A 24,056-nucleotide genomic window follows, 5' to 3' on the forward strand; every position below is an offset into this window, starting at 1 on the left:
CTGGTCTCGGGGGAGGTGTCCGGCACATTGAGCGCGCCTGATGCGCTGGGCAAAATGCTGGCTGGCACGGGGCTGAGCTTCAAAAGCACGGCTCCAACCTCTGTAGCACTTGTGCAGGGGGGCACCGTGGCGGCTCCAGTAGGCCGGGCAAAGAGCGAGAGTGTGGATGTTGTCGGCCGTGCGCGTACAGCCAGCACCATGGCGTCCTCCGGCACCAAAACAAATACGCCGCTGGTTAATACGGCGCAGTCCATAACGGTGATCAGCCGGCGCGAAATGGATAACCGTGGCGTGTTAAGCCTTAACCAGGCCATACGCTATATTGCCGGTGTGCTGCCCGACCAGCGTGGCGCAACCGCATCGCGCTATGACCAGTTTACCCTGCGTGGCTTTACGGTTCCCACCTTTCTGGACGGGCTTAAGGAGCAGGCCAGCCCCACCGGCTATGCAACGGCCCAGACCGATACCTCGCGGCTGGACCGCATAGAGGTGCTCAAAGGCCCGTCTTCCGCTCTTTATGGGCAGTCCAGCCCCGGCGGGCTGGTTGCCCTGTCCAGCAAACTGGCCACGGCAGACAAGTTTTATGGCAGCCTGACAGCAACCGGCGGCAGTTTTGACCTGTACCGTGTGGATGGAGATGTAGGCGGGTGGGCCACAAAAGACGGTTTTGTGCGCTACCGCCTGTATGGCACGGTTAATGGTTCGGACAGCCAGCTCAGCCAGACCGTTAACCGGCGCTACAGCATAAGCCCGACGGTAACATTTGGGGGGGATGGCCCAACAACCTTTACGCTGCTGGGCAATTACCAGTACGATCCCAAAAGTGGGGCTTATGGGTCAGTGCCGCTGCAGGGGTCTTTGAAAAAAGCTGCTTTTGGCTACATTCCCCGCAATTTTTATGATGGGGAACGCTCTTACGAGGAGTTCGACCGTAACCACGGGGCCATTACCTATATTTTCAACCACGAGTTCAACAAAAACTGGAGTGTTGCATCGCGCGGCCGGTATGATGACATCCAGACAAAATACAAAAGCGTCTATAACAAGGGCGTTTATATGGACAGTGGCTACACCCGGCATATGGACCTTGAACAGTTGGGTGACTTCTCCCGCGGGATGATCTTTGCCAACGAGCGGATGCAAAATCTTGCATTCGATAGCCAGGTCAAGGGGCGGTTCAACACGTCCATTCTGCATCATCAGCTCATGGTCGGGTTTGATTACCAGCAAAGCCACGCAACCGAGGTGGATGGCTGGGGCGATGCACCGGGCATTAACGTGCTGCACCCGCTTTACGGGCAGCCGCTTACAAACCCGCCGGTTGCCAGTAATTACGTCACCAACCAGCACCAGATCGGGCTATATGCACAGGACCAGATCCGGATTGAAAACCTGTATCTGACCGGCAGCCTGCGTAATGACTGGTACCATAGCGAGCAGAATGAGCGGGTCAGCAACCAGCGCACAACAGAAAGCCCGGGGCAGATTACCTTCCGCGCATCTGGCCTGTATCATTTTGACTTCGGGCTTTCGCCTTACATTTCATACGCCACGTCTTTTGAACCGCAGGCCGGTCTGGTCTCCAATGATGGAGGGCTTCACAAGCATCAGGCTGACCCCAGCATGGGCAAACAGCTTGAAGGCGGGTTAAAATACCAGATCCCCGGCCTGCCGGTTCTGCTCTCTGCTGCGGCATTCCATATTGAGCAGACAGGTGTTCTGGTCTCTGTCCCCAGCAGTGACTATTCCACCCAGAGCGGCAAAGTGCATTCGGATGGCTTTGAATTTGAAGCGCATGTGGAGGCCTATAAGGGGCTGGACGTGACAGCCGCCGTAAGCACGCAGCGCGTCAAAGACGATTCAACTGGGCGGCCACTTATTGGCGCGAACCGGGGCAATGCATCGCTGTTTGCATTTTACACCATGCAGTCCGGTCGCCTTAAGGGGTTTGGCTTTGGGGGCGGGGTGCGCCATGTGGCCTCCTCCTACGGTGGTACGGCGTCCTATGGTGCGGTTACGGTGCCGTCCTATACGCTGTTTGATGGGTCGATCAGTTACGATATGTCTAACCTTGGGTCGTCATTTAAGGGCTGGACGTTGCAGGCCAGCGTGCACAACCTCTTTAACAAGCGCTTTGTCTCCAGCTGCTATGCCGGGGCACCGTATTCTGAATGGTGCTGGTATGGAGAGCAGCGTAATGCGCAGGCCAGCGTAGGCTACACCTGGTAAAACCCGGAAGGGGCGGGGGCTGCCCGGCCCCCAACCGGCCTGTAGGCTCTACGTTATCCACAGATTCTGAGGATGCTTGCGTGGGTAAGCCTGTGGATGAAAAGCGGATAAACACAGGGTTGCAATCTTGCCCGGCACTTGGTAGGCATCGCGCAGTCCTTGGGGAGTAGTTACCCTCAGTTTTGAGGGGCCTTCATCAACACACTTGGCCTTTTGGCCATGGTGGAGGCAGCGTTTTGCAAAAAACGCCAGGCAAGACCAACGGCAGAGGAAGCCCCAGTTGTGGCCGGGGGATTTCTGTCTGCTGTTTGTGTTTCTTGCGGCCCGTGGAATCTTCATGACCGGTTTTTTCACGCTGGGTGTTCTGGGGCTCAGCCTGTCGGTGGATGCTTTTGCTGCGGCTGTTGGCAAAGGGGCAAGCGAGCAGACTGCCCGTTTGAACGATGCCGTGCGCATAGGCGCGGTCTTTGGTTTTTTTGAAGCCATAACACCAGTCATCGGCTGGGTTCTGGGGTTGGCACTCAGCACATGGATTGCAGCGGTTGACCACTGGATTGCCTTTGGCCTGCTGCTGGCCATTGGGGGCAACATGATCCGCCTTGCCGTGCGGGGGGAAGAGCAGGCACAGCCAGATCAGGTTGTGGATCAGGCATCGCCGCGGCGTGGGGTGCTTGGTCTGGTCACAACCGCACTGGCTACCAGCATAGATGCAACGGCTGTGGGGGTTAGCCTTGGTGTCATGCAGGTGAATATTCTGTCCGCCTGCCTGATTATAGGCGGCATTACAACCGTTGTGGCTACAATGGGGGTCATCATTGGCCGGCATGCCAGTGTATGGATTGGCCGTTACGCAGAAATTCTGGGCGGGTGTGCGTTGATCGGCATAGGCTGTTCCATTCTTTATACGCATCTCAGTGCGCCATAAGGCGGGTATGGGCGGGGCAGGGGTGCATGCCTGCCCCGGGGCAGCTTTGCCTGCAGGTTGGCGCTTTAATTTCAAGTCATAATTGTTATGTTATACTATAACGTATATACCGGGGGGAGTATGCCGCAACAATAAGGTTCTCCTATGCCCAACAGGCTGCCCGTTACCGTTTTGTCCGGTTTTCTTGGTGCCGGAAAAACAACCTTGCTCAATTACATTCTGAATAACCGCGCAGGCCGCAAGGTCGCGGTCATTGTGAATGACATGAGCGATGTGAACATAGACGCCGATCTGGTGCGCGATGGGAGCAACCTCTCCCGCACGGATGAAAAACTGGTGGAAATGAGCAACGGCTGCATCTGCTGCACCTTGCGTGATGACCTGTTGCAGGAGGTACGCAGGCTGGCCGAAGATGGCCGGTTTGATTACCTTTTGGTGGAATCAACCGGTATTGCAGAACCCCTGCCCATTGCCGCCACGTTTGAGTTCCGTGATGAAGTCGGTGCCAGTCTGGCGGACATAGCCCGGCTGGATACCATGGTAACCGTTGTGGACGCGGTTAATCTTCTCAACGATTACGGTTCAACCGATTTTCTCAAGGATCGGGGGGAAATCGCAGGGGAGGATGATGAACGCGCTCTGGTTTCCCTGCTGGTGGAGCAGATTGAATTTGCAGATGTTGTTGTGCTCAACAAGGTTTCCAGCGCCACGCCCGAACAGCGCGTAGCGGCCCGCCAGATTATTATGAGCCTGAACCCTGACGCCGATATTGTGGAAACAGACAATTCCGTGGTGCCGTTGGACAGGGTTTTGAATACGCACCGCTTTGATTACGAAAAAGCTCATAAAAACCCGTTATGGTACAAAGAGCTTTATGGGTTTGCAGACCATGTGCCCGAAACGGATGAATACGGTATCCGCAGTTTTGTTTTTAGAGCGCGTCGCCCATTTATCCCCGAAAAATTCAAGGCTTTTATAGATCATGCCTGGCCGGGTGTTGTGCGTGGCAAGGGGTATTTCTGGCTGGCGACCAGACCCATGTGGGTGGGGGAACTGGGGCAGGCTGGAGCACTGGTGCAAACGCAGGCCGCCGGGCACTGGTGGGTTGCCATTCCTCCTGAACATTGGCCGGAAGATACGGAATGGCAGGATATGCTGGTTTCCAGGTGGGACCGGGTTTATGGCGACCGCAGGCAGGAACTGGTGTTTATTGGCACGGCCGATATGGACGAAGCCGCTATTCGCGCCGCATTGAACGCCTGCCTTGTGCCAGATACCGGGCAAACTCTTTTTGATGGAAGCATGTTTGCAAACCTGCCAGACCCGTTCCCCGCGTGGCAGATGGAGCCCGTGGAGCCATGACCCGCGCGCCAGCCCCCAGTAACGAACGCACCCTGCGCCACGAGGTCTGGCGCAGGTATGACGGCAACGACTGGCAGGCATTTGATGCCTTGCCCCCCAGCATACGCCAGCGCGTAACCCAGCATAGTTACGATGCATGGTCCGTGAATGTGCTTATGCTCTGGCGGCATTACAAACGGAGTTATGGCCGCACGGCACGGGCCGAAAAAGCACTGATCCGCTACCTGGATTATTGTGAGCGGCTGGAGCGCGACGTGTTTGCCACGCGGTATGGGGAGCAATATGGCATGCCGCTCCCCCATATGGCGGCAGGGTGTACTGTACAACGGTAACGGCATGCGTATTGGTTGCGTGCATTATCGCCTTTGCCAGCGGCTGCATATATGATAGAACAAAAAAAGAACATATTGCAGATGGAAAGCTAACATGGCGGTAGCAGAGCGGATCGTGTTTCAGCCATTTGTGTGGCAGGGGGCGGTATTGCGGGCGGGAGCACCCATTGTGTGCCCGAACGTGGAAGATGCACGCAGGCGGGTGGACAAAATCCGGGCCGGTATCCTGCATGTTGCCGGGGCCGTGGTCGTGCGCATGGATGTGGATGAAGACATAGGCGATTACGGGGAGCCCGAATATCTGGAACGGATCGGTGATACCCCCGGTGGAGAAGACGAGGACTAATCCGCCCTACAGCAATAGTCACAGCCAGTTGCTATGCCGCTCCGGTTTTGGCCGGGCATGACAAAGGGGTGATTGCGGGTGCGCAACACTCTGTAGGAACTGGCGCATCTTCCTGCTAAAGAGGGCGCATAAAGGCAGGGGGCAACCCGGCCTGCGGCGTGATTGTTAAAGGATGGTGTTTATGGCTGTGCATTATGCCACGGTAACATGGGAGCAACTGCATAGGGATGCACGGGCGCTGGCGGCGGCCCTTATGCCCAGAATGCCCTTTAAAGGTATTGTGGCGGTTACCCGTGGCGGGTTAATTCCCGCAGCCATTGCCGCCCGGGAACTGGGGTGCCGGTTGATCGAGACCATTTCCGTCGTGACCTATGACGAAGAAGAAATGGGCCAGCCCCAGATTATCAAAGCCCCGGAAGCAGCAGGGGATGGCGAAGGGTTCCTGATTATTGATGATCTGGTCGATTCCGGCGTGACCGCGCGCTTTGTGCGTGAATGTCTGCCCAAAGCCTATTTTGCCTGCCTGTATGCCAAACCTGCCGGTAAACCCTTGACCGATCTGTTTATTACGGAAGTTCCGCAGGATACGTGGGTTCTTTTTCCGTGGGATACGGCTCCGCTGTTCGTGCCGCCGCTGGTCAGCAACAAAAAAGAGTGTGCGGAGTAATTTTTTTAGCGCAACAGGGTTGCCAGTTTATAATTAGACGCCTAGTTTCCCGCTTGTTCGGGGCGTGGCGCAGCCTGGTAGCGCGCGTGTTTTGGGTACACGAGGCCCCCGGTTCGAGTCCGGGCGCCCCGACCATAAATAAAGCGGGAGGCACATAATGCCAGCGCGTATTTATCAGCAGTCCAAGCCAGCAGGTCAGTCCGGTCTGGCAGGCACCCGCAAATGGGTGTTTGAATACGGTCAGGGCGCTCCACGCAAGCAGGATGCCCTTATGGGGTGGACCGGCAGCGCGGATACCCGTTCACAGCTCCGCCTTCTGTTTGACAGCCGCGAGGCCGCCGAGGCTTACGCCCAGAATGAGCAGATTGCTTATGAGGTTGAACAGCCAGCGCAGCGGCACCGTCGTCCCAAGGTTTATGCCGATAACTTCGGCTACAACCGAATCCAGAACTGGACGCACTGAAATTTAGCCTCCACTCCCTGTGCGGGATGGGAGGCTTTTCGCGCCCTTAGCTCAGTTGGATAGAGCAACAGCCTTCTAAGCTGTGGGTCATTGGTTCGAATCCAATAGGGCGCGCCAGTTTTTTGTCTGTAAAATCCTGTCAGGGTGGGGGATCAGGCTCCGCCCTTTTTTGTGTCCGCTCTGCGCCGGGTTGTCTGGTGCCGCATTGTGCCACGGGGCTGGGTAAAGCGTTGGGCCAGCCGTGAGTTGGGGAAGGTATATGGGGGCAGGGCCGTAGTGCGCGCCCCCATGCTCTGGGTGTCAGATAATGTAATCAATAGGGGGGAGTGTCTGGTCCATGTTCAGGGCGGGCATACCCTTGTGGCGCACACCGACCTTGCGGGCAGGGTTGCCGACTACGGTGGTAAAAGGGGGTACGGGCTCAAGTACAATGGAGCCAGCGCCAATTTTGGCACCTTCACCAATTTCAATATTACCAAGGACTTTGGCGCCTGCGCCAATCAGCACGCCCCGGCGCACCTTGGGGTGGCGGTCCCCGCAATGTTTACCCGTGCCACCAAGGGTCACATTTTGCAGAATGGAAACATCGTCTTCAATAATGGACGTCTCCCCCACTACAATGCCTGTGCCGTGGTCAAACAGAATGCGGCGGCCAAGCTGTGCGGCTGGGTGAATGTCCACCCCGAACAGTTCTGATGCACGGCTTTGCAGATGCAGGGCCAGATGCCGCCGTTCAGACAGCCAGAGCCAGCGCGCCACCCGGTAGGTCTGCACCGCATGATAACCTTTGAAGAACAGGAACGGAGTTACAAAATCCGGGCAGGCCGGGTCCCGCTCCCGGATGGCCAGCAGGTCGGCAGCAGCTGCGCATACCAGATCAGGCTCCGCGTCAAAACTTTCCTTCACCAGTTCGGAAAGTGCATCGGCGGCAACGGAACGGTCCCCCAGTTTGCGGCCAATCAGGGCCGCCAGAGCAGATGCAAAGTTGGAATGGCTCCGCACGCCGGTTGCCAGCAGGCCGCGCACCAGTGGGTCATGGCAGCTGCATGCTTCCTGCGTCATCTGCCGCCACAGCACGGTCAGCTGTGGCGCGCACAGCATGCTGCTTTCTTCAAAATGACTGGAACTGACTGAGGCAACGTTACCGTCCTGCATCCCGGCTACTCCGCAACTACAAACCCATGGCGTGCTTTACAAAAGCTTTCCGCAGGGCAGGAAAGCGATGCACGCCCGCAATACCCAGATCACGCGCCAGACGGAGGACCGGGTTGTTGTTACTGAACAGCCTGTCCAGCGCATCTGTTGCCGCCAGCATGAGCATATTGGCCGGGCGGCACAAGGCCTGATAACGCGCAAGCACGGCTGGGGCGCCGGGGTCCTTGCCCTGCGCATGGATGTCCAGCAGCAATGGGCTCAGGTGAATGACATCCCGGTAGCCAAGGTTAAGCCCCTGGCCTGCAATGGGGTGAATCCCGTGTGCGGCATCCCCCACCAGAAGGAGCCGTGTATCTGTATAGCGCGCGGCATACTGGGCGGAGAGCGGGTAAGTCCAGCGGCGGCCCACGGGCGTTACGCGGCCAAGGCGGGTATTGCCCATGCGGCGTTCCACCTGCTTGGCAAAGGCATCATCGGGCAGGGCGGCAAAGCGTTCGGCTATGCCGTCCTTGTCGCTCCACACAATGGCGGACATGTAGGGGTGTTCGTCCGTGCCTGTCATGGGGAGCTGCGCAAACGGGCCCGCGGGTAGGAAGTGCTCCAGCGCGCTGTTGTCGTGCGGGAACTCGTGGGCAATGGCGCACACAATGGCGGTCTGCCCATAGGGTAGGCGGGTCAGGGGAATACCGGCTTCGGAGCGCAGGCGGCTGCGGCGGCCATCGGCGGCGACAATCAGGCGGGCGTTAAAGCTGCGGCCATCCTGTAGCTGCACATGCGCATTTTGCGCCGTGCGGGTAATTTTTGCTTCCGCGGGGGCCAGAACGGTCACGCCCGGTGTGGTGCTCAGGCATTTGTTCAGCGCCACGCGCAGGGCGCGGGCTTCCACCATCCAGCCAAAAGGCTGCGAGGCATCGGCTCGTGTGAACTCGAGAAAAAGGGAGGATGCGGGCTCACCCGGCCTGCCATCGGTGACCAGAATTTCCTCAATCGGGCAGGAGGTGGCGGGGAGCAGGTCCCACACTCCGGCACTTTCCAAAAACTCCTTGGGGCCTGCGGCAATGGCGTAGGCGCGCCCGTCCAGATCCGGGTGTTCCATGGGGGGCAGGGCCGCCTTGTCCACTACGGCCACCCGCATGCCGCCACGCGCCAGACGGCACGCCAGAGCGGCACCAACTGGCCCCGCGCCGATAATGCACACATCCACGTCCGCCACATGCGGGTGGTGGGTGCTGGCGTGTTCTGCCGTGGCATCGGGGGAGATTGGGCTCATGCGGTTTTTTCCTTAACATTCACACATCTGGCAGGCGGCACGCCCGGAAAGCCGCACAGGCTGTTGCGGATCATGCCCCTATATGCGCCCTCCTTTGCGACAAAACCAGCCGTCTTGCCTTGAGGTGCATCAAAGCTCTTGGCAATTGGTGTTTAACTGTGCCAACATCGTAACGTCATGGAAATGTTTTGCAGCAGGGAGTTGCAGGCAGTATGAAGCTGATTACCGCCATTATAAAGCCCTTTAAACTCGATGATGTCCGCGAAGCGCTTGCGCCGCTGGGTGTTCAGGGGATTACTGTCTCGGAAGTCAAGGGGTTTGGTCGCCAGAAAGGGCAGACGGAAATTTACCGTGGAGCTGAATACCGGATCAGCTTCCTGCCCAAGATCAAGGTGGAAGTCGCTGTAAGCGATGCCCTGCTTGACCAGGTGCTGGAAGCGATTCTGGATGCAGCGCATACGGGCAAGATCGGGGATGGCAAGATTTTTGTCAGCGATCTTACCCGTGTCATCCGCATCCGCACGCGTGAGACCGGGGATGCAGCCCTTTAAGGGGTAGGCCGGTCTGGCGGTAGGGTAGGTTTGCGCAACCTCGGGTCTGGCACCTGCCCTTGCGGCCATTAGGGCGGCAACCCCGCGTGTGGGGGCTGCCGTAAACCTGCATTTTGTGCAGGGTTGCTGGCGGTGTGCGCCAGTGTGCAGGGTGCTGCCCGCTGCACGGTAAGAACCGTGTTAAAAGGGATGCCTCTCTTTCCCATTTTCAGGCTTGACGGGGCAGGGGTGTGGCCTCATTGCTTCGGACATGCGAGTAGCTGCCATTCTACTGGCTGCCGGTACAGGCAGCCGCTATGCCGCCACCACGGGGTGTGCCACGCCCAAGCAGTATGTGCTGCTTGCTGGCCAGCCCGTTATCCGACACGCCGCAGAGGCTCTTCTGCCGCATGTCTCCTCTATTCAGCCGGTGGGGGACCCTTCCTCCCTGAATGACGCATTGCAGGGGCTGGCTGTTCTGCCGCCTGTGCAGGGTGGTCAAACCCGGCAGGCCAGTGTGCGCGCCGGGCTGGAGGCGCTGGACGCCCTGCCACCGGAGCAAAAGCCCGATCTGGTTCTGGTGCATGATGGTGCCCGCCCTTATGTTACCGGGCAACTGGTGGCCAATGTTGTGGCGGCTCTGGCGGAACATCCCGGTGCTATTCCCGCCGTGCCCGTGGCCGATACCCTCAAGCGTGAAAAAGACGGCGTGATTGATGGCACCGTCTCGCGCGAGCATCTGTTCCGTGCGCAAACGCCTCAGGGTTTCCGTTTTGGCCTGTTTTTGGACCTGCACCGCGCAGCGGCCTCGCTCAATGCCACGGATGACGCCAAACTGCTTGAGGAGTCCGGCTTTAGCGTGGCGCTTGTGCCGGGCGATGAAGATAATATCAAACTGACATACGAGGCTGATCTGGTGCGTCTTGAAAGGCTGATTGGCCCCACATTGCTGCCGCGTGTGGGCCTTGGGTACGATGTGCATGCCTTTGAGGAAGGGCGCCCGCTGATCATGTGCGGGATTACCATTCCCCACACGCATGGTCTGGCCGGTCATTCCGATGCCGATGTGGGTATCCACGCGCTGTGTGACGCCATTTATGGCGCACTGGCCGAAGGTGACATCGGCAGGCATTTCCCTCCCAGCCAGAACGAGTGGAAGGATGCGGATAGCGCGCGCTTCCTCATCCATGCGGGTCAGCGTATTCGCGAGCGGGGGGGGATGCTGGTCAATGCCGACCTGACCCTGATTTGCGAACGCCCCAAAATTGGCCCCCATGCGCAGGCCATGCGGGAGCGCCTTGCTGCGCTGCTGGAAGTGGATGTGGACCGTATTTCGGTCAAGGCCACAACGTCTGAACGGCTGGGCTTTACCGGGCGGGAAGAAGGCATTGCCTGTGCGGCTACCGTCAGCGTTCTGGTGCCGTAAAACCGCACCGCGTAGCTGACGGCGAAAAAACATTGCACAGGGGCGCGTGGACCGGTATTTCTGCCTAATTCGTAGGCAAATGGAAATGACTGTGCAAACGCAACCTCTGCTGCGTCCGATTGATCTGGGCGGTGTTGTTCTTGATACGCCAGTAATTCTGGCGCCCATGTCCGGCGTGACCGACCTGCCATTCCGGCGGTTGGTCCGCAGGCTTGGGGCTGGCCTTGTTGTTTCCGAAATGATTGCCTCATGGGCAATGGTGCGTGAGAACGATACCACCCTGCGCATGGCCGAAGTGGCCGATGCCGGTGGCCCCAATGCCGTGCAGCTGGCCGGGTGCGACCCGCAGGCCATGGCCGAAGCCGCCCGTATTGCCGTGGACCGTGGGGCGGACCTGATCGACATTAATTTTGGCTGCCCGGTTAAAAAGGTTGCCGTGGGGCAGATGGCAGGCTCCGCCCTGATGCGGGATGAAGCCGCGGCACAGCGCATGCTGCAAACGGTGGTCAAGGCCGTGTCTGTGCCTGTCACGCTCAAAATGCGCATGGGCTGGGATCATGAGCACCTTAATGCCCCCGTGCTGGCCCGTATTGCGCAGGACGCGGGTATTCGCATGATTACGGTGCACGGGCGCACCCGCCAGCAGTTTTATAACGGCACGGCGGACTGGGCGTTTGTGCGCAATGTTAAAAACGCGGTGGACCTGCCCGTTATTGTAAACGGGGACATCCTGACCACAGCTGATGCCCGCAACGCACTGGCCCAGTCCGGCGCTGATGGGGTGATGATCGGGCGTGGCTGCTACGGGCGTCCGTGGTTTCTGGCGCAGGTTGCCCATGCCCTGCGTACGGGGGAGGAGATGCCCGACCCCGCGCTGGAACAGGAAAAAGCCATTGTGCTGGAGCATTATAACATGATGCTGGAGCATTTTGGCCCACGCCCCGGCCTGCGGCTGGCCCGCAAGCATGTGTCCTGGTATTCGGCCGGGCTGCCTGCTTCGGCTGCATTCCGTGCCGTCTTCAACAAGGTGGAAACGCCCGATGAGGCCATAGCCCGGATTGCCGAGTTTTATGACCAGCAGATTGCCGCCGGTGCACAGCGGGAGCCGCGTGCCTCCCGCCAGGAAGCCGCACGCCAGCACGAACAGGCTCACGCGGCGTGAGCACACAAGCGCCAGACAGGGCAGAGCCTGACGCGGCGCTTCTACTGGACAGCCTGCCTGTTCCGTTGCTTGAGGTCGGGGCAGGGAATGCTGTTCTGGCGCTCAATATGGCGGCAGAGGAGTTTTTTGGTATGTCCCGCCAGCAGATCAAGGCTGGCGGCATGGCTGAAATTGCACCACCTGATCACCCGATTTATCTGCTGCTTGCCCATCTGCGCCAGCGCGGGGGGAGTGTGACCGAGCATGACCTCCTGTTCAGTTCCCCCCGCTTCCACCACGAGGGGGTGAGCGTGCAGGGGGCGGAGGTGCTGGACCATCCGGGGCATCTGCTGCTCACATTCCACCAGCCATCCACCGCACGGGTGCTGGACCAGCAGCAGGTCTATCGCTCGGCGGCGCGGAGTGTGTCGGGTATGGCGGCCATGCTGGCGCATGAGGTGCGCAACCCGCTTTCAGGCATCAAGGGGGCCGCCCAATTGCTGGAGCAGGCCGTGGGGGATGCAGACCGTGATCTGGCTACCCTGATCTGTGATGAAGTGGACCGCATAGATGCGCTGGTCGAGCGTATGGGCATGTTTGGCGAGGCGCAGATGGACTACCGCGCCCTGAACATCCACCGCCTGCTCGAGCACGTAAAGCTGCTGGCCAGCAACGGTTTTGCCAAGGACCTGCGGATTATAGAGCAGTATGACCCCTCGCTCCCCCACGTATGGGGGGACCGGGACAGGCTGGTGCAGGTGCTGCTCAATCTGGTCAAGAACGCGGCGGAAGCGCTGCATGAGACCGGCAAAAAGGGGGATATTACCCTGATGACCAGCTACCGACCGGGTATTCGCGTGACCGCTCCGGGCACCACCCAGTGGCGGCACCTGCCGCTGGTGGTGACCATAAGGGACACAGGGCCCGGTATTTCGGAAACAGTCAGGCCGCATCTGTTTGAACCCTTTGTTTCCACCAAGGTCAACGGTAGCGGGCTGGGGCTGGCGCTGGTGGGCAAGGTGATGGATGACCACGGCGGAGTGATGGAAGTTGAAAGCCGACCGGGCAGAACGGAGATCAGTCTTTTCCTTCCGCTGGCGGAAGAAAGGGCCGGACTGTCTTGACCTTGGGGTTGCCCGCGCCTGATAAGCCTCTCCCTGTTGTTATTCCTCTGGTTCCAAACGCATGACACCACTGCCCACCATTCTTGTTGCTGATGATGACCGGTCCATCCGTACCGTGCTGGGGCAGGCACTTGGTCGCGCGGGTTATCAGGTTCAGGTCACGCCCTATGCGTCCACCCTGTGGCAGTGGGTGCAGGAAGGGGAGGGCGATCTGGTTATTACCGATGTGGCCATGCCCGATGGCAACGGGCTGGAACTGGTAACGCGCATCCGCCAGATCCGGCCGGACCTGCGGGTTATTGTTATGAGCGCCCAGTCCACGCTGACAACCGCCGTAAAGGCCACGCAGCGCGGTGCGTTTGAATATCTGGCCAAGCCGTTTGACCTGAAGGAACTGCTCGCAGTGGTGGCGCGTGCGCTGACCACCCCGGTACAAGAGGCGGAAAAACCCGCATCCCCCCAGACACCGGAGGAACGGTTGCCGCTGATCGGGCAATCCGTGGTTATGCAGGGCATCTACCGCAGTATTGCTAGACTGACGACCTCGGACCTGACCGTGATGATCACGGGGGAGAGCGGCACCGGCAAGGAACTGGTGGCCCGTGCCCTGCACGAATATGGCCGCCGCCGTAGTGGTCCGTTTATTGCCGTCAACATGGCTGCCATCCCGCGTGAGCAGATCGAGAGTGAACTGTTTGGCTACGAGCGCGGCGGCAATCTGGGCCGCATGCCCGGCCGGTTTGAGCAGGCATCGGGTGGCACGCTGTTCCTTGATGAGATCGGGGATATGCCACAGGAGGCCCAGACCCGCCTGTTGCGCGTGTTGCAGGAAGGGGAGTTTACAACCGTGGGGGGCTCCACCCCCCTGCATGCCGATGTGCGGATTGTGGCCGCAACCCACAGGGACTTACGGCAGGCCATACAGGCCGGTACCTTCCGTGAGGACCTGTATTACCGGCTGAACGTGGTGCCCCTGCGCCTGCCCCCCCTGCGTGAACGACGGGAGGACATCCCTCTCCTTGCCCGCCACTTTCTGGCCCAGTGCCGGGAGGCAGGGGGTGGCTACCGGACGCTGGATGAGGAAGCCATGACCCGCCTGCAGGCATGGCGCTGGCCGGGCAATGTGCGGGAGCTGGAAAACCTGATCCGCCGCATTGTGGCCCTGTATTCGCAGGAAACCATTACGGCCGAGCTGGTGGACGCGGAACTGGCGGACCCACTGGAGAATGATTTTGTGCCAGATTGCCGGCAGGTGGCCGAACCACTGGTCGATTCAGTCTCGCGCCATATTGCCCGTTATCTGGAAGCAGGGCGGGAGGGTATGCCGTTGCATGATCTGCACGCCCGTATTATTGCTGAGGTGGAACGTCCTCTGATCCAGATGACGTTGACGGAAACACGGGGCAACCAGATCAAGGCCGCCGCCATGTTGGGGTTGAACAGAAACACCTTGCGTAAGAAAATACGCGACCTTGAGATTCCCGTCGTGCGTGGCGTAGTCTAGCCACGGGTATGACAAACGCGCCACGGTTCTCCTTTTCCCACCTGTTTTCACGCGCAGGCCTGCAATGGCTGCTGCGTGCGCTTGAGCGCAGGAGCGTTGCCGTAACGCTTGTGGCTCTGGCGCTGTGCCTTGTGTTTGCAACATTTGTCGTGCTTTCGGGCGGTATGTCTTTTGGGCATTACGCCGTGGTCGAGCCGCTGGTGCTGGTTGTTAACGGGCTGGTGCTGTTGCTGCTGCTGCTTGCCATGGGGGTGCGTGGCTGGCCTATTCTGGTGGAGTATCGCAAAGGGCTGGCGGGCACGCGCCTGCATGTGCGCCTTGTTACCCTGTTTGGCATTGTGGCGGTTGCCCCTACGGTGGTGGTGGGTGTGTTTGCCACCCTGTTTTTCCATTACGGAATACAGATCTGGTTCTCTGATAGGGTCAACACGGCACTGAACGAGGCCTTGCAGGCATCACGCGGATATTTGCAGGAGCATAACGCCAATATCCGTACAGATGCGTTCTCGATGTCCAATTACATCATGAGCGCGCAGAACGAACTGGCCGCCAGCGGCATGGAACTGCTGCAGGACCATGATGCCCTGTCCCAGATGCTCGACAGTCAGGCGACCATCCGCGGGCTGACCGAGGCCTTGGTATACGACCCCATTACCAACCGAGTTGTGGCGGCTGGCGGGCTGATGAGCCGGACAGGCTACCTGCAGGACCTGCCTCCGCCTGCGGCCACGCTCATGGCGCGCTCTAATGATGTAGCTATTCTGGACTCCCCGGACGAGCGCACGGTACGGGCTGTTGTGGAACTGTCGCAAACGCCTACGCTCATGCTGGTGATTACCCGGCTGGTTGACCCGTCCATTCTGGAGCACATGCACCGGACGGAAAACGTGGTGGCGGACTACAAGCACCTCAACAGCAACAAGGCCAAGATCCAGCTCACCTTTGTCATGATCTTTGTGCTGGTGGCGCTGCTGGTGCTGGCTGTTGCCGCCCTGATCGGCTTTGCACTGGCCAACCAGATTGCCCGCCCGCTGGGCCTGCTGAGCATGGCCGCACGCAGGGTGAGTGAGGGTGATCTGCGCGTCCACGTGCCTGAAACCGACCGGGATGATGAAGTGGCAAGCCTGTCCCGCGCCTTTAACCGCATGACGGAGGAACTGGACAGCCAGCGTTCGGAGCTGATGCTGGCGTATGGGCAGATCAATGAGCGCAGGCGCTTTACCGAGGCTGTTCTGTCAGGCGTGTCCGCAGGGGTGATCGGGCTGGACGTGGAACAGCGGATTGAGCTGCCAAACCGTGCGGCCAGTGTGCTGCTCCAGACCAATCTGGCGGATGCCACGGGTGAGCCGCTGGCAACACGCGTGCCGGAGTTTGCCGGGCTGCTTGAAGAGATCACCCTCTCGCCCGAGACCGTCTTCACGCGTGAAATCCAGATTGGCCATGCCACCAGCCAGCGCACCCTGCTTGTGCGCGTGGGGGCGGAGCTGCGCGGCACCGTAACCGAAGGGTATGTCATGACATTTGATGACATTACAGCCCTGCAACAGGCCCAGCGCAAGGCAGCATGGGCGGATGTGGCCCGCCGCATCGCGCATGAGATCAAGAATCCGCTTACCCCCATCCAGCTTGCGGCCGAGCGGCTCAAACGCCGTTTTTTGAAGGAAATCACCTCCGACCCCGACACGTTTGCCCAATGCGCGGATACAATTGTGCGTCAGGTGGGGGACATCGGGCGTATGGTGGACGAATTTTCGGCTTTTGCCCGCATGCCACAACCAATTATGAAGGATGAGAACCTTTCCCGTATTGCGCAGGAGGTGCTCATCCTGCAACGTAACGCTCATCATGAGATTTCGTACCACCTTGATCTGCCACAGCACGGACCACTGGTTCGGTGCGACCGGCGGCTTATCAGTCAGGCCTTGATCAATCTGCTGCAAAATGCGGCCGACGCCATTGCCATGGTCCCGCGGCAGGCAGACGCATCCGGGCAGGAGGTGGCTCCCAAGGGGGAGGTATGGGTGCGTATTGCGCAGGAGGGGGAAAACATTGCTATTGTCGTGGCCGACAATGGGGTGGGGCTTCCCAAGGATGACAGGAACCGCCTGACCGAGCCTTACGTAACGCACAAAGCCAAAGGAACAGGGCTGGGATTGGCTATTGTGAAAAAAATCATGGAAGATCATGGTGGAACGGTCCGTCTGGAAGACAGAGCAGGAGAGAAGGGAACTGTGGCTACTCTGGTTTTGCCGGTGAAAGACGACCATGGCGCATGAAATCCTGATCGTTGATGACGAACCCGACATTCGGATGCTGATCGAAGGCATTCTGTGTGATGAAGGGTACGAGGCCCGTGTTGCCTCCAGTTCCGAGGCAGCTCTGGCGGCTTTTAGGGCACGCAGGCCGTCTCTGGTCATTCTGGACGTGTGGTTGCAGGGCTCGGATATGGACGGGCTGGAAATTCTGCAGGCCATGAAGGCGGAGGAAGCTTCCGTGCCCGTGGTCATGATTTCAGGCCATGGCACGATCGAAACCGCCGTGGCGGCTTTGCAGCACGGTGCCTACGATTTTATTGAAAAACCGTTTCAGGCCGACCGGCTGCTGGTTATTGTCCGCCGTGCCCTTGAAGCATCGCGCCTTGCGCGTGAAAACGAGGAACTGCGCCTGCGCGCCGGGCAGGATGCAGACCTGTACGGTAACAGCGCCCAGATCGTGGCTATCCGCAACCAGATAGAAAAGGTGGCTCCCACCGGCTCACGCGTGCTGATAAGCGGCGGTCCGGGCTCAGGCAAGGAGGTGGCTGCCCGCATGATCCATGCCCGCTCCCGCCGGACGGATGGGCCTTTTGTGGCACTCAACTGCGCCACGCTGGCTCCGGGCCGGTTTGAGGAGGAGCTGTTCGGGCTGGAAGGCGGGGTGGATGGTGTTGGCCGCCGGACGGGCGTGCTCGAACGCGCCCATGGTGGCACCCTGTTGCTGGATGAGGTGGCGGACATGCCGCTGGAAACGCAGGGCAAGATTGTCCGTGCCCTGCAGGACCAGACCTTTGAGCGGCTGGGTGGTGGCTCCCGTGTTAAGGTGGATGTGCGCGTACTGGCCACCACCAACCGCGACCTTCAGGCCGAAATTGTAGGTGGCCGCTTCCGCGAGGACCTGTATTACCGTCTGGCGGTTGTGCCCCTGCGGATGCCAGCCCTTAAGGAACGGCGGGACGATATTCCCGGTCTGGCAACGCTGTTCCTGCACCGTGCGGCGGAAATGGCAGGCCTCCCCTCGCGCGATCTGTCGCCCGATGCCGTGGCTGTTCTGCAGGCGTATGACTGGCCGGGCAATGTGCGTGAGCTGCGGAACCTGATGGAACGGGTGCTGATCATGCAGCCCGGCAGCAGCCAGGACCTGATCCGCGCAGACATGCTGCCTTCCACAATTGGGGAGAACGCGCCGGGGCTGTTAAAGTTTGATGCTTCGACCGATGTCATGAGCCTGCCACTGCGCGAGGCGCGGGACCTGTTTGAAACCCAGTACCTTCAGGCACAATTATTACGATTTGGAGGGAACATAAGCCGCACAGCGCTGTTTGTGGGCATGGAGCGGAGCGCTTTGCATCGTAAACTCAAGCAGCTTGGTGTAACATCGGACGAACGGAACACTGGCTGAGCAGTGAGTTGTTACGAGTCAGGGCAGGCGTTGGATCTGGCTCCCAAGAAAAAAAGAAAATGGAATAGGGTCGCACACAGTGGAAAAAGAGAGTGCACACAATGTGCAGGACGCATTTTTAGGCCAGATTCGCCGTTCCCGGGCGGCCGTGACCGTATTTTTGGTCAATGGTGTCAAACTTCAGGGTTTTATTACGTGGTTTGATGATCAGGTAGTGCTTCTCCGGCGTGATGAGCAGACCCAGCTTATTTACAAACATGCCATCAGCACTGTTATGCCCAGCATTCCCGTAGATATTGCAGACTCCACCGGAGCGGGCGCAAAGGCGGACAAGGAACCATCTCTTGGCGACGAGTTTTACTGAGAAAAAACAAACGGTTGCAACGCGTGCTGCCGTTATTCTGCCGTGGGAGCGCTCAGCCCACGGGCAGGACGTAAGGGCCGCAGAGGCCCGGCTGGAAGAAGCCGTTGGCCTGACGGCCTCCATTGGTCTGGTTATTGTCCGTAAAGCCGTTCTTTTGCTGCGTATGCGCCGCTCGGCCACATTGCTGGGCAAGGGGCAGATCGATTCCCTTCGAATAGCGGTCAAGGCCGACAATATTGACGTGCTGGTGGTGGATACCAAACTGACCCCCGCCCAGCAGCGTAACCTGGAAACCGAGTTTGGCTGTAAGGTTATCGACCGAACCGGCCTTATTCTGGATATTTTTGGTGCCCGTGCCGCCACGCGGGAAGGGACATTGCAGGTTGAACTGGCGCATCTGGAATACCAGCGTTCGCGCCTTGTGCGGTTGTGGACCCACCTAGAGCGCCAGCGCGGTGGCTTTGGCTTTCTGGGTGGTCCGGGTGAAACCCAGATCGAAGCTGACCGCCGCATGATTGGCGAGCGCATTGTGCGCCTTAAAAAAGATCTGGAGCAGGTGCGCCGCACACGCGGGTTGCACAGGCAGGCCCGCAAGCGTGTGCCGTTCCCCGTTGTGGCTCTTGTGGGTTACACCAACGCGGGTAAATCCACCCTGTTCAACGCCCTGACCGGGGCCACCGTTTACGCACAGGACCAGTTGTTTGCAACGCTGGACCCGACCATGCGTGCCATAGAACTGCCATCGGGGCGGCAGGTTATTCTATCGGACACGGTGGGTTTTATCAGCGACCTGCCAACGGAGCTGATTGCCGCCTTCCGCGCCACGCTGGAAGAAGTGGCCGAAGCCGACATTATCCTGCATGTGCGTGACATTGCGCACCCCGATAGCGCGACCCAGAAAAAAGACGTGCTGGGTGTTTTGCAAAGCATGGCCAAGGACAACATGCTTGAGCAGGACTGGCCAAGCCGTGTGATTGAAGTGCTGAACAAGGTGGACCTGCTGGGCGAGCACGCAGCAGCCCTGCAGGGGGATGAAAGCGTTGCCATTTCCGCCATTACGGGGGATGGGCTGGACCGGCTTCTGGCCCGTATTGACCAGCGCATTACATCGGGGATGGAAATGGTGCGTTACGCCCTGCCACTGGCCGATGGTGCCGCGCTGGCATGGCTGTACCAGCATGGCGAGGTCATAGGTCGTAACGACCGGGAGGAAGAGGCGGATATTACCGTGCGCCTGCTGGCAGAAGACCGTGCGCGCTTTGAGCGGCAGTTCCGGCACATTACGCCTCAGATCGCTTAACGCGTTACGTGGGGCTCCATGCCCGGCGGATCAGTCAGCCTGATCCGCCGGGCATGCGCTTTTTAATCAGTCAAACTCGGTTGGCAGGCTCAGATCAGCGTGGTGCGCAAACAGCCTGTCGATCTGATGGCGTGAGATACGCCCGGTTGAGAGGTCGTGCGGGATCTCGTTGCGCGCAAAAAAACGGACTTCGCTGGTTTCAATACTGGTGGTTGGGGCTCCGCCGGTAAGTTCTCCCAGAAAAAACATTTTGGTGATGGAAAAAGCCTCTGGCGGTTCATGCCCCTGTTTTGCCCGGTCCAGCACCATGGCAAGGCGGGTTATGCGCACCGTGTAGCCGGTTTCTTCCCATACTTCCTTGGCGGCGGATTCCGAGGCACTCAGGTTTACATCCGCCCAGCCGCCCGGCACGGTCCAGCGGTTCTGGTCCAGCACTTCACGCACCATGAGCAAGCGGTTCTGGGCGTCAAACACCCCGGTACGCACTTCCAGCTTGGGGGTGGCGTAGCCGGTCTGCTGGGTAAACAGGTTTTCTATCTGCTGGATGGGGGCACCACTGCCACGGGCCATAACTTTGGCAGCCAGCGTGCGCAGCATTTCATAGCGTTCGCGGTCAAACGGGTCTTTGGCAAAGGTCAGTCCGGTTTGGGCAATGGCCTGAACCTCTCTGGCCCAGATAAGCCATTCAGGCTCGGACATGGTTGTGTTCCTCTCTTCTTCAACAAAAAACGGGAAGGCATGCGCCCTCCCGTTTTTTTATGTGCTGCTAACAGGCCGGGGTATCCGGGTTAGTAGGCAGGTTCAGGCTCTGTGGCGGCCTGACCGTTAATCAGCAGGCCATCCCCATTGGCAGAAATATTGACGGTTTCGCCGTCATGGATCGTGCCTTCAAGCAGCTGCCCGGCCAGCGGGTTTTGCAGGTTGCGCTGGATAACCCTTTTAAGGGGGCGCGCACCATAAACCGGGTCGTATCCTTCATTCGCCAGCCAGGTTTCGGCCAGATTATCCAGATGCAGGCCAATCTTGCGGTCTTCGAGCAGTTTTTGCAGGCGGCTGATCTGAATATCCACAATCTTGGTCATATCCACCCGCTGGAGGCGCGAGAAGAGAATAACCTCATCCAGACGGTTCAGGAACTCGGGGCGGAAGTGTTCACGCACCACCTTCATAACCTGTGCCTGCACCATGGCTGGGGTATCCCCATCCGGCTGGTTGGCCAGATATTCGGAGCCGAGGTTGCTGGTCAGGATGATCAGCGTATTGCGGAAGTCCACCGTGCGGCCCTGACCATCGGTCAGGCGGCCATCATCAAGCACTTGCAGCAGGATGTTGAATACATCCTCATGCGCCTTTTCCACCTCGTCAAACAGGATGACCTGATAAGGGCGGCGGCGCACGGCTTCGGTCAGCACGCCACCTTCTTCATACCCCACATAGCCTGGAGGTGCGCCGACCAGACGGGCCACGGCGTGCTTTTCCATGAACTCGCTCATGTCAATGCGCAGCAGGGCCTTGTCATCGTCAAACAGGAAGCGGGCGAGTGCTTTGGTCAGCTCCGTTTTGCCAACACCCGTCGGGCCGAGGAACAGGAACGACCCGATCGGGCGGTTGGGGTCCTGTAAACCGGCGCGGGCACGGCGCACGGCGTTGGCAACCGCACGCAGGGCGGGTTCCTGCCCCACAACTGATTTGCGCAGCTCGTCTTCCATCCGCAGCAGTTTGGCGCGTTCGCCTTCCAGCATCCGGTCCACGGGCACACCCGTCCAGCGTGAGACAACCGAGGCAATGCCCTGATCCGTCACCGCTTCGGAGACAAGGTTCGCGCTTTTTGCTTCCTGTTCCTCCGTCTGCTGGGCGCTGGCAATCTGGCTTTGCAGGTTGGGGATAACGCCATACATCAGCTCGGAGGCGCGTTGCAGGTCGCCCTTGCGCTGGGCCACTTCCACATCCGATCGGGCCTGATCAAGCTGTTCCTGCAATTTCTGCACCGCATGCACGCGGTCTTTTTCCGCATGCCATGTGGCGCTGAGCGTGTTGGATTTTTCTTCCAGATCAGCCAGTTCGGCCTCAACGGATTCCAGCCGGTCCTTGCTTGCGGTGTCGTCTTCCTTGCGCAGTGCTTCCCGCTCGATCTTGAGCTGGATAATGCGGCGGTCCAGTTCGTCCAGCTCTTCGGGTTTGCTGTCGATCTGCATACGCAGCCGGCTTGCGGCCTCGTCTATCAGGTCGATGGCCTTGTCGGGCAGAAAGCGGTCCGTGATGTAGCGGTTGGACAGGGTTGCCGCGGCGACCAGTGCGCCGTCGGTAATGCGTACGCCATGGTGCAGCTCGTATTTTTCCTTGATCCCGCGCAGGATGGAAATGGTATCGGCCACGGAAGGCTCGCCCACGTAAACGGGCTGGAAGCGGCGTGCGAGTGCTGCGTCTTTTTCAATATACTTACGGTATTCATCCAGCGTGGTGGCACCAATGCAGTGCAGCGTGCCGCGCGCCAGTTCAGGCTTGATCAGGTTGGAGGCATCCATGGCGCCATCGGTCCGGCCTGCGCCGACCAGCGTGTGCATTTCATCAATGAACAGGATGACCTGCCCTTCGGCGGACTCAATTTCCTTGAGCACGGCTTTCAGGCGTTCTTCAAACTCACCACGATATTTGGCACCGGCCACCAGCGCGCCCATGTCGAGGGAGAGGAGTTTTTTGTTTTTAAGCGCTTCGGGCACATCGCCATTAACAATGCGTTGGGCCAGACCTTCCACAATAGCGGTCTTACCCACACCGGGTTCGCCAATCAGCACAGGGTTGTTCTTGCTACGGCGGGCCAGAACCTGAATGGCGCGGCGGATTTCCTCATCCCGGCCAATAACCGGGTCCAGCTTGCCCTGCTGGGCAACTTCGGTCACGTCCCGCGCATATTTCTTCAGCGCGTCAAAATTGGCTTCAGCGTTTTCGCTGGTCACTGTGCGTCCCTTGCGGATGGTGGCTATGGCTTTTTCCAGCGCATCGGGGGTAGCGCCGTTGGTTTTGAGCGCCTCACCCGCCGCGCTACTGGTCGCGGCAAGGGCTACCAGCAGGCGGTCCTGCGCGACAAAGCTGTCGCCTGCTTTCTGGGCGATCTGTTCGGCGGAATCCAGTGCGCGCACCAGGTCCGGGGTAGCTGCTGGCTGACCAGCGCCCCCACCCTGTACCTTGGGCAGTTTGGCCAGTGCCTGCTCGTTGGCGGCACGGACCGCATCGGGGTTGCCACCGGCGGCACGGATCAGGGCCGATGCAGCGCCTTCCTCATCATCAAGCATGGCTTTGAGCAGGTGCTCGGGCGTAAGCTGCTGGTTAAAATCGCGCAGGGCAATGGTCTGTGCTGCCTGCAGAAAACCGCGTGAGCGTTCGGTAAATTTTGCAATATCCATAATATCCCTCTTGTCCCTTTATCGTAGGCGACTGAAGGCCTTGCCCCATCCCGCTTTGCGGCAACGGAAGGCAGGGTCTGTCGTGTTGACACCTCTAAGATTGGAAGGCCCAACAGCACAATCAAGGGGGATGTGTGCATATGTCGCACACCCTATGGAATGGCCGATATGAAAAAAGGCGGAGCCCCGTGGGAGCCCCGCCTTTTTTACACCAGACCGGCTTGGGGCCGGTGGCTTTGCACTCAGGCCGCGTTCAGCTGGGCTTCGGCAAATTCATAGTTTGCCAGTTTGTCCAGGAAGTTGGTGATGTAGTCCGGGCGACGGTTGCGGAAGTCCAGGTAGTAGGAGTGTTCCCACACGTCTGCCGTCAGCAGTGCCGTGCCCTGGCCTTCGGCCAGCGGGTTGGTGCCGTTGGGGGTTTTGGTAATGGCCAGCTTGCCGTCCTTGCCCAGCACCAGCCAAGCCCAGCCAGACCCGAACTGGGAGATGGCGGCCTTGCGGAATTCTTCCTTGAAGGTGTCGATGCTGCCAAAGTCTGCGGTAATTTTGGCCCCAAGCTTTTCGGGCATGGCACCGCCAGAGGTGGACAGGCTGTTCCAGAAGAACGAGTGGTTCCAATGCTGGCCAGCATTGTTGAACAGGCCGGTCAGGTCAGCCTTGCCGTGTGCGGCCAGAATAATGTCTTCCAAAGACTTGCCAGCAAGGTCGGGCTTGCCTTCGAGCAGCGTGTTCAGGGTGTTTACGTAAGCCAGATGATGCTTGCCGTGGTGGAACTCAAGCGTTTCCTGGCACATGCCGCGTGCGGCAAGGGCATTGGGGGCGAAGGGGAGGGTTGGCAGTTCAAAAGCCATGACATA

At 59.2% G+C, this 24,056-nt stretch carries 21 protein-coding genes, 2 tRNA genes and 1 riboswitch; of the genes, 18 read left to right on the plus strand and 5 right to left on the minus strand.

Annotated features, from left to right (window positions below; all coding sequences use genetic code 11):
- Positions 1-54: 54 nt before the first annotated feature.
- The 9 genes from ACSYTG_RS04225 (at position 55) to ACSYTG_RS04265 (ending at position 6,441) form a co-directional block, all read left to right on the plus strand.
- A complete protein-coding gene (locus ACSYTG_RS04225; RefSeq protein WP_415420557.1) occupies positions 55-2,229 on the plus strand; it encodes a TonB-dependent siderophore receptor in 2,175 nt (724 codons plus the stop codon).
- Between the two features lie 149 nt (positions 2,230-2,378).
- Positions 2,379-2,479, plus strand: a riboswitch (yybP-ykoY riboswitch).
- Positions 2,480-2,566: 87 nt separating this feature from the next.
- On the plus strand, positions 2,567-3,154 hold the full coding sequence (locus ACSYTG_RS04230; protein WP_489783026.1) for a manganese efflux pump MntP: 588 nt from the start codon (positions 2,567-2,569) through the stop codon (positions 3,152-3,154).
- Positions 3,155-3,298: 144 nt separating this feature from the next.
- A complete protein-coding gene (locus tag ACSYTG_RS04235) occupies positions 3,299-4,516 on the plus strand; it encodes a GTP-binding protein (RefSeq protein ID WP_489783025.1) in 1,218 nt (405 codons plus the stop codon).
- Positions 4,513-4,848 carry a DUF6525 family protein gene (locus tag ACSYTG_RS04240; protein ID WP_086645515.1) on the plus strand — a complete coding sequence of 112 codons (336 nt, stop codon included), beginning with the start codon at positions 4,513-4,515 and terminating at the stop codon, positions 4,846-4,848. Before ACSYTG_RS04235 ends, ACSYTG_RS04240 begins: the two co-directional genes overlap by 4 nt.
- Before the next feature lie 94 nt (positions 4,849-4,942).
- On the plus strand, positions 4,943-5,194 hold the full coding sequence (locus ACSYTG_RS04245) for a hypothetical protein (RefSeq protein WP_086645514.1): 252 nt from the start codon (positions 4,943-4,945) through the stop codon (positions 5,192-5,194).
- A gap of 181 nt (positions 5,195-5,375) precedes the next feature.
- The gene (gpt, locus tag ACSYTG_RS04250; RefSeq protein ID WP_086645682.1) at positions 5,376-5,861 is read left to right on the plus strand and encodes a xanthine phosphoribosyltransferase; all 486 of its coding nucleotides are present in this window, start codon (positions 5,376-5,378) and stop codon (positions 5,859-5,861) included.
- 58 nt (positions 5,862-5,919) lie between these two features.
- A tRNA-Pro gene (locus ACSYTG_RS04255) sits at positions 5,920-5,996 on the plus strand.
- Positions 5,997-6,018: 22 nt separating this feature from the next.
- Entirely contained in the window at positions 6,019-6,324 is a 306-nt protein-coding gene (locus ACSYTG_RS04260) for an ETC complex I subunit (protein ID WP_489783024.1), read from the plus strand.
- Positions 6,325-6,364: 40 nt separating this feature from the next.
- Positions 6,365-6,441 (plus strand) — tRNA-Arg (locus ACSYTG_RS04265).
- 183 nt (positions 6,442-6,624) lie between these two features.
- Here the strand turns inward: ACSYTG_RS04265 and cysE are convergent.
- Both cysE and ACSYTG_RS04275 read right to left on the minus strand, forming a co-directional pair.
- Positions 6,625-7,425: a serine O-acetyltransferase gene (gene cysE, locus ACSYTG_RS04270; RefSeq protein ID WP_489783112.1), complete on the minus strand. Its 801-nt coding sequence runs from the start codon at positions 7,423-7,425 to the stop codon at positions 6,625-6,627.
- A 70-nt stretch (positions 7,426-7,495) separates the two neighbouring features.
- Positions 7,496-8,749 carry a UbiH/UbiF/VisC/COQ6 family ubiquinone biosynthesis hydroxylase gene (locus tag ACSYTG_RS04275; protein ID WP_165925397.1) on the minus strand — a complete coding sequence of 418 codons (1,254 nt, stop codon included), beginning with the start codon at positions 8,747-8,749 and terminating at the stop codon, positions 7,496-7,498.
- Between the two features lie 212 nt (positions 8,750-8,961).
- On the opposite strand from ACSYTG_RS04275, the gene ACSYTG_RS04280 reads away from it, so the two are divergent.
- From ACSYTG_RS04280 to hflX, 9 genes are all read left to right on the plus strand, one after another.
- Entirely contained in the window at positions 8,962-9,300 is a 339-nt protein-coding gene (locus tag ACSYTG_RS04280; RefSeq protein WP_025828032.1) for a P-II family nitrogen regulator, read from the plus strand.
- Between the two features lie 250 nt (positions 9,301-9,550).
- The gene (ispF, locus tag ACSYTG_RS04285; RefSeq protein WP_086645681.1) at positions 9,551-10,705 is read left to right on the plus strand and encodes a 2-C-methyl-D-erythritol 2,4-cyclodiphosphate synthase; all 1,155 of its coding nucleotides are present in this window, start codon (positions 9,551-9,553) and stop codon (positions 10,703-10,705) included.
- Between the two features lie 91 nt (positions 10,706-10,796).
- Positions 10,797-11,867, plus strand: a complete 1,071-nt coding sequence (gene dusB, locus ACSYTG_RS04290; RefSeq protein WP_253528949.1) for a tRNA dihydrouridine synthase DusB — start codon at positions 10,797-10,799, stop codon at positions 11,865-11,867.
- Positions 11,864-12,970: a two-component system sensor histidine kinase NtrB gene (locus ACSYTG_RS04295; protein WP_086645510.1), complete on the plus strand. Its 1,107-nt coding sequence runs from the start codon at positions 11,864-11,866 to the stop codon at positions 12,968-12,970. Before dusB ends, ACSYTG_RS04295 begins: the two co-directional genes overlap by 4 nt.
- Before the next feature lie 61 nt (positions 12,971-13,031).
- Entirely contained in the window at positions 13,032-14,474 is a 1,443-nt protein-coding gene (ntrC, locus tag ACSYTG_RS04300) for a nitrogen regulation protein NR(I) (protein WP_086645509.1), read from the plus strand.
- 8 nt (positions 14,475-14,482) lie between these two features.
- Positions 14,483-16,750 carry a sensor histidine kinase NtrY-like gene (locus ACSYTG_RS04305; RefSeq protein ID WP_086645508.1) on the plus strand — a complete coding sequence of 756 codons (2,268 nt, stop codon included), beginning with the start codon at positions 14,483-14,485 and terminating at the stop codon, positions 16,748-16,750.
- Positions 16,740-18,131 (plus strand): nitrogen assimilation response regulator NtrX, encoded by a 1,392-nt coding sequence (gene ntrX / locus ACSYTG_RS04310; protein ID WP_086645507.1) that lies wholly within the window; start codon positions 16,740-16,742, stop codon positions 18,129-18,131. The genes ACSYTG_RS04305 and ntrX overlap by 11 nt, the downstream gene beginning before the upstream one ends.
- Before the next feature lie 79 nt (positions 18,132-18,210).
- Positions 18,211-18,495, plus strand: a complete 285-nt coding sequence (hfq, locus tag ACSYTG_RS04315) for an RNA chaperone Hfq (protein WP_059024200.1) — start codon at positions 18,211-18,213, stop codon at positions 18,493-18,495.
- Positions 18,476-19,795, plus strand: coding sequence for a GTPase HflX (hflX, locus tag ACSYTG_RS04320; RefSeq protein WP_086645506.1), 1,320 nt, complete (start codon positions 18,476-18,478; stop codon positions 19,793-19,795). Before hfq ends, hflX begins: the two co-directional genes overlap by 20 nt.
- Positions 19,796-19,861: 66 nt before the next feature.
- Here hflX and ACSYTG_RS04325 read toward each other — a convergent pair whose 3' ends face one another.
- From ACSYTG_RS04325 to ACSYTG_RS04335, 3 genes are all read right to left on the minus strand, one after another.
- Positions 19,862-20,494 carry an NUDIX hydrolase gene (locus ACSYTG_RS04325; RefSeq protein WP_489783023.1) on the minus strand — a complete coding sequence of 211 codons (633 nt, stop codon included), beginning with the start codon at positions 20,492-20,494 and terminating at the stop codon, positions 19,862-19,864.
- A gap of 89 nt (positions 20,495-20,583) precedes the next feature.
- Positions 20,584-23,199, minus strand: coding sequence for an ATP-dependent chaperone ClpB (gene clpB / locus ACSYTG_RS04330; protein ID WP_095349369.1), 2,616 nt, complete (start codon positions 23,197-23,199; stop codon positions 20,584-20,586).
- 242 nt (positions 23,200-23,441) lie between these two features.
- A complete protein-coding gene (locus ACSYTG_RS04335) occupies positions 23,442-24,050 on the minus strand; it encodes a superoxide dismutase (protein ID WP_086645503.1) in 609 nt (202 codons plus the stop codon).
- Positions 24,051-24,056: the final 6 nt, after the last annotated feature.

It is taken from the genome of Acetobacter sp. ESL1128 (assembly GCF_058505085.1).

Bases quoted from the DNA above. Each gene is read 5' to 3' on its own strand.
- ACSYTG_RS04275 (WP_165925397.1), bottom strand. From the start codon at position 8,749: ATGAGCCCAATCTCCCCCGATGCCACGGCAGAACACGCCAGCACCCAC.
- ACSYTG_RS04280 (WP_025828032.1), top strand. From the start codon at position 8,962: ATGAAGCTGATTACCGCCATTATAAAGCCCTTTAAACTCGATGATGTC.
- ispF (WP_086645681.1), top strand. From the start codon at position 9,551: ATGCGAGTAGCTGCCATTCTACTGGCTGCCGGTACAGGCAGCCGCTAT.
- ACSYTG_RS04235 (WP_489783025.1), top strand. From the start codon at position 3,299: ATGCCCAACAGGCTGCCCGTTACCGTTTTGTCCGGTTTTCTTGGTGCC.
- ntrC (WP_086645509.1), top strand. From the start codon at position 13,032: ATGACACCACTGCCCACCATTCTTGTTGCTGATGATGACCGGTCCATC.
- gpt (WP_086645682.1), top strand. From the start codon at position 5,376: ATGGCTGTGCATTATGCCACGGTAACATGGGAGCAACTGCATAGGGAT.
- ACSYTG_RS04225 (WP_415420557.1), top strand. From the start codon at position 55: ATGCTGGCTGGCACGGGGCTGAGCTTCAAAAGCACGGCTCCAACCTCT.
- ACSYTG_RS04335 (WP_086645503.1), bottom strand. From the start codon at position 24,050: ATGGCTTTTGAACTGCCAACCCTCCCCTTCGCCCCCAATGCCCTTGCC.
- ACSYTG_RS04325 (WP_489783023.1), bottom strand. From the start codon at position 20,494: ATGTCCGAGCCTGAATGGCTTATCTGGGCCAGAGAGGTTCAGGCCATT.
- ACSYTG_RS04240 (WP_086645515.1), top strand. From the start codon at position 4,513: ATGACCCGCGCGCCAGCCCCCAGTAACGAACGCACCCTGCGCCACGAG.
- ntrX (WP_086645507.1), top strand. From the start codon at position 16,740: ATGGCGCATGAAATCCTGATCGTTGATGACGAACCCGACATTCGGATG.
- ACSYTG_RS04245 (WP_086645514.1), top strand. From the start codon at position 4,943: ATGGCGGTAGCAGAGCGGATCGTGTTTCAGCCATTTGTGTGGCAGGGG.
- ACSYTG_RS04260 (WP_489783024.1), top strand. From the start codon at position 6,019: ATGCCAGCGCGTATTTATCAGCAGTCCAAGCCAGCAGGTCAGTCCGGT.
- clpB (WP_095349369.1), bottom strand. From the start codon at position 23,199: ATGGATATTGCAAAATTTACCGAACGCTCACGCGGTTTTCTGCAGGCA.
- ACSYTG_RS04230 (WP_489783026.1), top strand. From the start codon at position 2,567: ATGACCGGTTTTTTCACGCTGGGTGTTCTGGGGCTCAGCCTGTCGGTG.
- cysE (WP_489783112.1), bottom strand. From the start codon at position 7,425: ATGCTGTGCGCGCCACAGCTGACCGTGCTGTGGCGGCAGATGACGCAG.
- ACSYTG_RS04305 (WP_086645508.1), top strand. From the start codon at position 14,483: ATGACAAACGCGCCACGGTTCTCCTTTTCCCACCTGTTTTCACGCGCA.